The organism is Geomonas sp. Red276 (assembly GCF_054784495.1).
Genome location: NZ_BLXW01000001.1, coordinates 465,976 through 474,085 on the forward strand (window position 1 = coordinate 465,976; position 8,110 = coordinate 474,085).

Here is an 8,110-nt window from a genome sequence, read left to right on the forward strand (position 1 = left end):
CGCCGTCAATCCCTCTCAAGGCCGGCGAAGCGGACCAGGAGCTTCTTGGGGCCGATCGAGTTGAACCAGACGATCACCTTCTGGTTGTCCCCCTCCCCCTCGATCTTGCGGATGGTCCCCCTCCCGAACTGGGCGTGGCGCACCCGCATCCCGATGACGACGCCGTCCTCGTGGTGCTCGGGGACCATGCGGACCTCGTTGTCCGCCTCCGGCTCCATCTCCTCCTCGAAGAGCGAGGCGAGGTTGTGGGCCGAGGGGGGCGGGGCCTGTTGGGGATGCTGGAAGGGGCCGCGGGGGGGCTCCGGCTCACGGATCGAGGTGCCCCGGGAGAAGCCGGGCTCCCGGTAGGGGGTGCCCCGGTCGCTGTCGTAGCTGTAGGTCGGCTCCTGGTACCCGAAGGAGCGCTGCTGCTGGTACTGCTGGAGCTCGTCGGCCTGGTCGAGGAGCTCCACCGGGATGTCCCGGAGAAAGCGGGCCGGCGGGTTCATCTGCTCCTGGCCGAAGATGTGGCGCCTTCTCACGTTGGTGAGGAAGAGGCGCTTCTTCGCGCGGGTCATCCCGACGTAGCAAAGCCTCCGCTCCTCCTCCATCTGGGAGGGGTCCTCCAGCGAGCGCAGGTGCGGGAAGAGCCGCTCCTCCATGCCGATCATGAAGACCAGCGGGAACTCGAGCCCCTTGGCGGAGTGGAGCGTCATCATGGTCACCGAGGATTTCTTCCCCTCCCCCTCCTCCTCGAGGTCCGAGACCAGGGCCACCTGCTCGAGGAAGGGGGCGAGCCCCTTCTCGCCCGGGCCTTTCAGAAAGACCTGCATGGCGGTGACGAGCTCCTGGAGGTTCTCGATCCGCTCCCGGGCCTCGTCGCTTTTCTGCGCCTTCAGGCGCGCGAGATAGCCGGTGTCCTGGATGATGGCGGCGGTCAGTTCGTCGAGCGGGAGCTTCTCGGTCAGCTCCCGGTATCCCCTCAGCTCCACCGCGAAGGCGGTCACCTTGTTGCGGGCGGCCCCGGAGAGGAGGTTCCCGGTGGCGGCCTCCATCATGGCGGCGTAGAAGGAGATCTCCCGCTGCGAGGCGTACTCGGAGATGCGCTGGACGGTGGCGGCGCCGATGCCGCGGGGGGGAGTGTTGATGATCCTCTTGAGCGACACCTCGTCGGCCGGGTTGTCGAGCACCTTCAGGTAGGCGAGGATGTCCTTCACCTCGAGACGGGCGTAGAAACGGACCCCGCCCACCATGTGGTAGGGGATGCTGGCCGCCACCATGGCGTCCTCGATCACGCGGGACTGGGCGTTGGTCCGGTAGAAGACCGCCACGTCCGAGAGGCTTCCCCCCTCCTCCAGGAAGCGGGCCGTCTCCCGGCAGACCAGGCGGGCCTCCTCCCACTCGTTGGGAAGGGTACGGTAGTGGATCGGCTCCCCTTCCGGGTTCTCCGTCCAAAGCCTTTTCGGCTTTCTGCCGCGGTTTTTCTCCACCACGTTCCAGGCCGAGTCGAGGATGTTGCGTGAGGAGCGGTAATTCTGCTCGAGCTTCACCACCTTGACGCCGGGGAAATCCTTCTCGAACTCGAGGATGTTGCGGATATCGGCGCCGCGCCAGCCGTAGATCGACTGGTCGTCGTCCCCGACCACGCAGAGGTTTCTCCTTTGGCCGGCGAGCTGGCGGACCAGCCGGTACTGGACCGCGTTGGTGTCCTGGTACTCGTCCACCATGATAAAGCGGTAGCGCTCCTGGTAGCGGGAGAGCACCTCGGGATGCTCGTCGAAAAGACGCACGGTGAGGAGCAGGAGATCGCCGAAGTCGACCGCGTTGCAGCGCTTGAGGCGTTCCTGGTAATTGGCGTAGACCCGGGCGATGGTGGCCTGGTAGGGGGTCCCGGTCGGGGCGTCGCCGGGGAGGCAGCCGGAGTTCTTGAACTCGTCGATGGCGGCGGAGAGGGCCTTCACCGGGTAGCGCTTCTCGTCCAGAAGAAGCTCGCCGGACACCTCCTTCAAGAGGCGCTCGCAGTCCTTGTCGTCGTAGATGGCGAAGTTGGACGCGTAGCCCAGGTGGTGGATATCGTGGCGCAGGAAGCGGGCGCAGCAGGAATGGAAGGTGGAGATGAAAGGGACCTCCGCCGAGCCCACCATGTCGAGGATCCTCTCCCGCATCTCGCCGGCCGCCTTGTTGGTGAAGGTGACCGCCAGGATCTGCCAGGGGGGGATGCCGCGTTCGTGGATGAGGTAGGCGATGCGGTGGACGATGACGCGGGTCTTGCCGGAGCCGGCGCCGGCCAGGATCAAAAGCGGCCCTTCGCCGTGGAGCACCGCCTCCTTCTGGGGAGGGTTCAGGTTGTGAAGCAGTTTCATGATGAGGCAATCCTTGGAAGCGCGGGCGCAGGAAACAGCGCCCCTACTTATAGCACCTCGCCGGGATTAGGTCAAAAGGGAATCCGGCACCCTCCCCTTCAAGGGGAGGGACAGGGTGAGGATGGGGTTGGCGAGGGAGCGCTTCCGAACGAGGCTCCCGGACCGAACCTCCCTCCCCTTCATAAATTTCTTCAAGTACTCACAACCTCTGTCGATCAGTAAGAGAAAACCCGCTTCAACTGTCAACCACCTTTACCGGCAGCACATTTTAATAGTCCAGCCGGATTCCAATGAGTACTGCCCAGACACGGAGGGCCAGCAATGCAATGGTTTAGAGACATGCAGATTGGCGGCAGACTGATTGTAAGCTTCCTAACGCTTGCCTTCATCGCCGCCGTCATCGGCTGGATAGGGATCACCAAGATCCGCCAGATCGAGGCAGCCGACACGAAGCTCTACGAGAAGATAACCGTCCCCTTGGGAGACATGGGGACCATGTCGATCAACTTCCAGAGGGTGCGGATCACCCTGCGCGACCTGGTCGACACCAACGACCCCGCCGAAAAGGCCCGCCTCAAGGCATCCATCGCGGCCTTGCGGTCCGAGATCACCGAAAAGGTCAAGCAGGTGGAGAAGACCATCCTCACCGATGAGGGACGGCGGCTCCTCGACGACTACAAGCAGGTCCGGGTGGAATACGGGCGCTACATCGAAAGGGTCATCGAGCTCGCCGACGTCGACCGCGACGCGGAAGCCCGCGCGATCCTCACCGGCGACGGGAAGAAATCCGCCATCCACTACCAGGAAGTGGTCGACCGGCTGGTGGCCTCCAAGCTGCAGCAGGCCAAGGTGACCGCCGACGACAACAGCGCCGTGGCGGCCAGCGCCTCCCAGCGGATGGTCGCCGCGGTGGCCGCGGGCTTCGCCATCGCGGTGCTCTTCGGCCTCTTCATCGCCCGCATGATCGCGCTCCCGCTCCGCTCCGGCGTCGCCTTCGCCCAGGCGGTTTCCTCGGGAGACCTCACCCAGAAGATGGAGGCGACCTCCCGGGACGAGGTGGGGCAACTGGGGCAGGCCCTCAACGAGATGGTGGAGAGGCTTCGGGAAGTGGTGGAGGGGGTGCGCGGCGTCTCCGACGGAGTCGCCTCGGGGAGCCAGCAGCTCTCGGCCGGCGCGGAGGAGTTGAGCCAGGGGGCGAGCGAGCAGGCCTCGGCGGCCGAAGAGGTCTCGAGCAGCATGGAGGAGATGGCCTCGAGCATCACCCAGAACGCCGACAACGCCACCCAGACCGAGAGGATCGCCCTCAAATGCGCCCTCCACGCCAAGGAGAGCGGGAAGGCCGTCACCCAGACCGTCGAGGCGATGAAGGAGATCACCGGCAAGATCGGCATCATCGAGGAAATCGCGCGCCAGACCAACCTCCTCGCCCTGAACGCCGCCATCGAGGCCGCCCGGGCCGGCGAACACGGCAAGGGATTCGCGGTGGTCGCCTCCGAGGTGAGAAAGCTCGCCGAACGGAGCCAGGGTGCCGCGGTGCAGATCTCCGAGCTCTCCTTCAACAGCGTCGAGATCGCCGAGAGGGCCGGCAGCATGCTCGGCGAGATGGTCCCCGACATCCAGCGCACCGCCGAGCTCGTCCAGGAGATCTGCGCCTCCTGCCACGAGCAGGAGACCGGCGCCCTCCAGATCAACAAGGCGATCCAGCAGCTCGACCAGGTCATCCAGCAGAACTCCTCCGCCAGCGAAGAGATGGCCTCCACCGCCGAACAGCTGAACAGCCAGGCCGACCAGCTCCAAGGCTCCATCGCCTTCTTCAACCTCGGGGGCGCCTCCCACCGCCGCCCCTCGCCGGGCAAACCCGCCCGCAGGCGTGCCGCCCTTACCAAGGCAGCCCCGGCCGGCCCGGCCGATCAAGGCTCGCGACGCCGGTCCGCCGCCGGCAGCGATCTCGTCGCGTCCGCCGACACCGCCGACGCCGATTTCGAAGCCTTCTAGTCCTTCCCTTCACGCCCCCGGCCGCCTCCCCCCTGCACGACAAGGGTGAAAGTACACGATCGTGTATTTTCACCCTCTTTTATGGCCTCCGCGTCCGCTTTTATATTCGAACGGATATTGCACCCGCGACGATCATGGACTTTCGGGTATTATATTCGAACGAAAATATTTCCTTTACTCAGGCGGTGGGACTCTATATAAATGTATCCGTTCGCATACATTAGTCCCGGCACTCCTCCAGGGGGAAAAGGCGTGAGAATACGATCCGGTAAAGATCTAGGCATCCTGATCAGACGAAAGCGTAAGGAAGACGGCCTCACCTTGGCTGAAGCGGCCAACCTCTGCAACGTCGGCTATGTGTTTTTGTCCGCGCTGGAGAACGGCAAGCCGACGGTTCAGTTGGACAAGGTCTTTCAGGTGATTGATTGCCTCGGCATAGAGTTGTACGGCGCAGCCAGAGGGTTACAGGCAGCGGAGAAAGCAGCTGATCGGCTGTCTGCGACTGACGAACTACCGGCCGCACCAAGCTCTGGCAGAAGTGCCCAAAAAGCAAATGAGCCGATCGGCGAGCGCGCGACTGATATCATCGATTCACCGCAGGTGCCGGCGTACCTAAGAGTCCCGCATCATGGAGGGTTCAAGATCCTGATCTCCAAAACCCCGCCGGAGCCGGATGCCACTGCCGAGGCCAAGTCCAAAACCCGCAAGGCCAAGGTGACACACGATGAATAGGCATAGACTCTTCGTGTTGCTTGACGGCCGCTTGGTCGGGCAGTTGTGGCTGAACAAGAACGGGCTGTTTTCCTTTCAATACGACAGGTCGTGGCTGGAAAACCCGCTCGTCTGCTTTTCTCTGTCGTTGCCTCTCCAGGAAGGAGAATTCGCCGACGACGAGGCCCACCCTTTTTTCGCGAACCTCCTTCCCGACGGGGAGCTCCGTGAGGCGGTGGCGCGGCGGCTGCGGGTCTCTGAGGAAAACGATTATGGCATTCTGGAGAAGATCGGCGGCGATTGCGCCGGAGCTGTTTCGGTACTGCCGGAAAACAGTATCGAACAGGCGGGGTACTACGAGCCTAAGACCAAAGCGCAGTTGAAGAAACTGATAGAAGAGTTACCGAAACGGCCGCTCCTGGCCGGGGAAAGCGGGATAAGGCTGAGCCTGGCGGGGGCACAGAAAAAGCTTCCGGTATTTTTCAATGGCGCGACCTTCTGCCTTCCGCATGGCGCGCCGAGCACCCACATCATCAAGCCGCAAATGACCCATCTGGACGACGCAGTGGTAAACGAGGCGTTCTGCATGACGCTGGCGGGAAAGGCCGGCCTGCCCGTACCAAGCTGTTTCATACAGACTGTCGGCGAAGTAAGCTTTTTTGTCGTAGAGCGCTACGACCGTGTCATAGAGGACGACACGGTTTACCGGCTGCATCAGGAGGACTTCTGCCAGGCATTGAAAGTCCCGCCTCGATTCAAGTACGAAGGCGAAGGGGGACCATCCTTTAAACAGTGCTACGACACGATACGCGCTTACAGCGGATCACCAGCACAAGATGCCTTACTTTTGTTGAAATGGCTGGTCTTCAACTATCTCATCGGCAACTGCGACAACCACGCGAAGAACATCTCACTGCTTCACTTGCCCGGGAGGCCGCCCCAGCTGGCTCCCTTTTACGACCTATTGTCGACGCGAACCTATCCCGAACTCGCCGGGTCCCTTGCCATGGCGATCGGCGGAGAGACCGACCCTGACAAGGTACAGGAAAGGCACTGGAGACTCCTCGCCGAGGAGTTGGCTGTGAAACCGCAGCTTATCTTCGACCTGATCCGTGGCTTGGGGAGCACCATCCGGCAAATGACCATCGGCCTGCGCAAGGTCGAGTTCAAGAAGTACGATTGCGACCTCCTGCTACGGGTCGTGCAGACCATCAACCTGCGGATCGACTCAACCCTCAAGAAGATCGCCTGATTCGAGGCTCTCCTGGAGCCGGCTTTCGCGGGCCCTTATTCAAAGACAAAAGGGGCGGTCCCTTTCAAGGTGCCGCCCCCTTTTTATCTCATTGTGACCCCATTGCCCGCTCGAGTACCGGCACAAAGTCAGGTTAGGTGCTCGATGGTGTATAAGCGAAAAAGGATCTGAAGCAATTTTGATCGCTAGCTAGAAGTTGTGATGTCTGCTATGATGCCTATCCCAGGCCTGATTTATGAATCTTTCGATAATTGTACCAGCATACAATGAAGAAGAACGCCTCCCTGCTTGTCTGCATTCCATCCTCGCACACCTTGATACATTACATTTCAATTACGAAATTCTGGTAGTAGATGACGGCAGCACTGATTCAACTGCATCAGCTGTGAACTTGTTGTCTTTGCAGGAAAGTAGAATAAAGCTCATCTCATTGCCCAGCAACCGGGGGAAAGGATTTGCGGTCAGAACCGGTATGCTCCGCGCAACCGGAAAGCAACGTCTATTCGTCGACGCCGACGGAGCGACCCCGATTGAGGAACTGGGAAGACTGCAGACGGCCCTTCTGAGAGGGGCGGACATCGCGATAGCCTCTCGGGCAATATCCGGGGACGGCGCAGTTGTGCGTGGCACGGTGCACCGGAAGGTGATGGGCACGATCTTCAATATACTGGTCAAAGTCTTCGCCGTGTCAGGGGTAAAGGACACTCAGTGTGGCTTTAAGCTATTCACAGCTGAATCCACGGAACGTATCTTCGCCAGCCTGACTATAGACGATTTTGGTTTTGACGTGGAAGTTCTCTACCTTGCCCGTAAATTTGGGTACAAGGTTTCAGAGATTCCGGTCAGTTGGACCGACGTGAATGGTTCGAAGGTTAAGCTCTTCGCTGACTCCATTAAGATGTTCACCGATATTTTCAAGATAAGATTTAACGACATCTCCGGTCGCTATGATCGAGCATAATCGTTCGTTCAGAAAGGTTCCCAAATTGAAAACGGAAAACAAGGAGCTCACAGTCTTTGTCATCCTGGCCCTTCTCGCCACCTGCATCTACTATGGGCCATCCGCAAACAATTTCTTCGCCTACGACGATTTCAAGTACCTGGAAAACTTTTCAGGCAATTTTGTCAATGTGCTGTTTGGGTACAACACCCTTCGAGTGGTGAGTAATCTTACGTGGTGGCCACTCTACCATTTTTCCGGTCTTGACCCAAGGGGTTACGCCTGGTTTGGCATCCTCCTAAACGCGACAAATGCCGTACTTCTTTACTTGTTTCTCTCGCAGCTATCCAAAGAAAAATTGTTTGCGTTCCTCGCAGGGCTCTTCTTCGTCTTCAATTCCGTCGGGGCGGACGCAGTCCTTTGGAAAGCTACCAACAGTTCCTTAATCAACCTGTTCTTCTATCTCAGCACGCTCAACGCTTACCTGTATTTCCGGCGGGAGAGCTCGAAATGGGCGTTCGCGGTGGCCCTGGCCTGTTATCTGCTGGCGACCTTCAGCAAAGAGGAAGCCGCATCACTGCCCTTCATTCTCGTCCTGATCGAGCTTATATTCCTTGAGGGGTGGCGAGACAAGAAAGGCGTTGCCCTTCGTGTCGCCCCGTTTGCGGCCATGGTTCCGGTCTATCTCTTCTCCAACTGGCTGGTGTTCAACCACCTTTTACAAGCCAATGTCAATGGCAGCGTAAAAGTGTACCAGTTACGGTAATCGAAAAGTGTACCACCCCCTGTTAGAGAATTGCTTGGTCCAGGGATGTTGCCGTTGAGTCACCTCCTTTCTCGGAGAGTGTCTTGGCGAACGCGTGGCCTTGG

Annotated in this window: 6 protein-coding genes; 5 read left to right on the plus strand and 1 reads right to left on the minus strand. The window is 60.0% G+C overall.

The genetic code is table 11. The features are described from left to right. Window positions 1-5 precede the first annotated feature (5 nt). On the minus strand, window positions 6-2,342 hold the full coding sequence (locus ACYVL5_RS02000) for an ATP-dependent helicase (RefSeq protein ID WP_460593867.1): 2,337 nt from the start codon (window positions 2,340-2,342) through the stop codon (window positions 6-8). Between the two features lie 321 nt (window positions 2,343-2,663). Between ACYVL5_RS02000 and ACYVL5_RS02005 the strand changes: the two genes are divergently transcribed. From ACYVL5_RS02005 to ACYVL5_RS02025, 5 genes are all read left to right on the plus strand, one after another. Next, complete coding sequence (locus tag ACYVL5_RS02005; RefSeq protein WP_460593868.1) at window positions 2,664-4,337, plus strand: methyl-accepting chemotaxis protein; 1,674 nt, start codon at window positions 2,664-2,666, stop codon at window positions 4,335-4,337. Between the two features lie 252 nt (window positions 4,338-4,589). Further along, window positions 4,590-5,069 (plus strand): helix-turn-helix domain-containing protein, encoded by a 480-nt coding sequence (locus tag ACYVL5_RS02010; RefSeq protein ID WP_460593869.1) that lies wholly within the window; start codon window positions 4,590-4,592, stop codon window positions 5,067-5,069. Further along, window positions 5,062-6,300, plus strand: coding sequence for a type II toxin-antitoxin system HipA family toxin (locus tag ACYVL5_RS02015; protein WP_460593870.1), 1,239 nt, complete (start codon window positions 5,062-5,064; stop codon window positions 6,298-6,300). The genes ACYVL5_RS02010 and ACYVL5_RS02015 overlap by 8 nt, the downstream gene beginning before the upstream one ends. A gap of 235 nt (window positions 6,301-6,535) precedes the next feature. Further along, the gene (locus tag ACYVL5_RS02020) at window positions 6,536-7,261 is read left to right on the plus strand and encodes a dolichyl-phosphate beta-glucosyltransferase (RefSeq protein WP_460593871.1); all 726 of its coding nucleotides are present in this window, start codon (window positions 6,536-6,538) and stop codon (window positions 7,259-7,261) included. Window positions 7,262-7,286: 25 nt separating this feature from the next. After that, entirely contained in the window at window positions 7,287-8,006 is a 720-nt protein-coding gene (locus ACYVL5_RS02025; protein ID WP_460593872.1) for a hypothetical protein, read from the plus strand. Window positions 8,007-8,110: the final 104 nt, after the last annotated feature.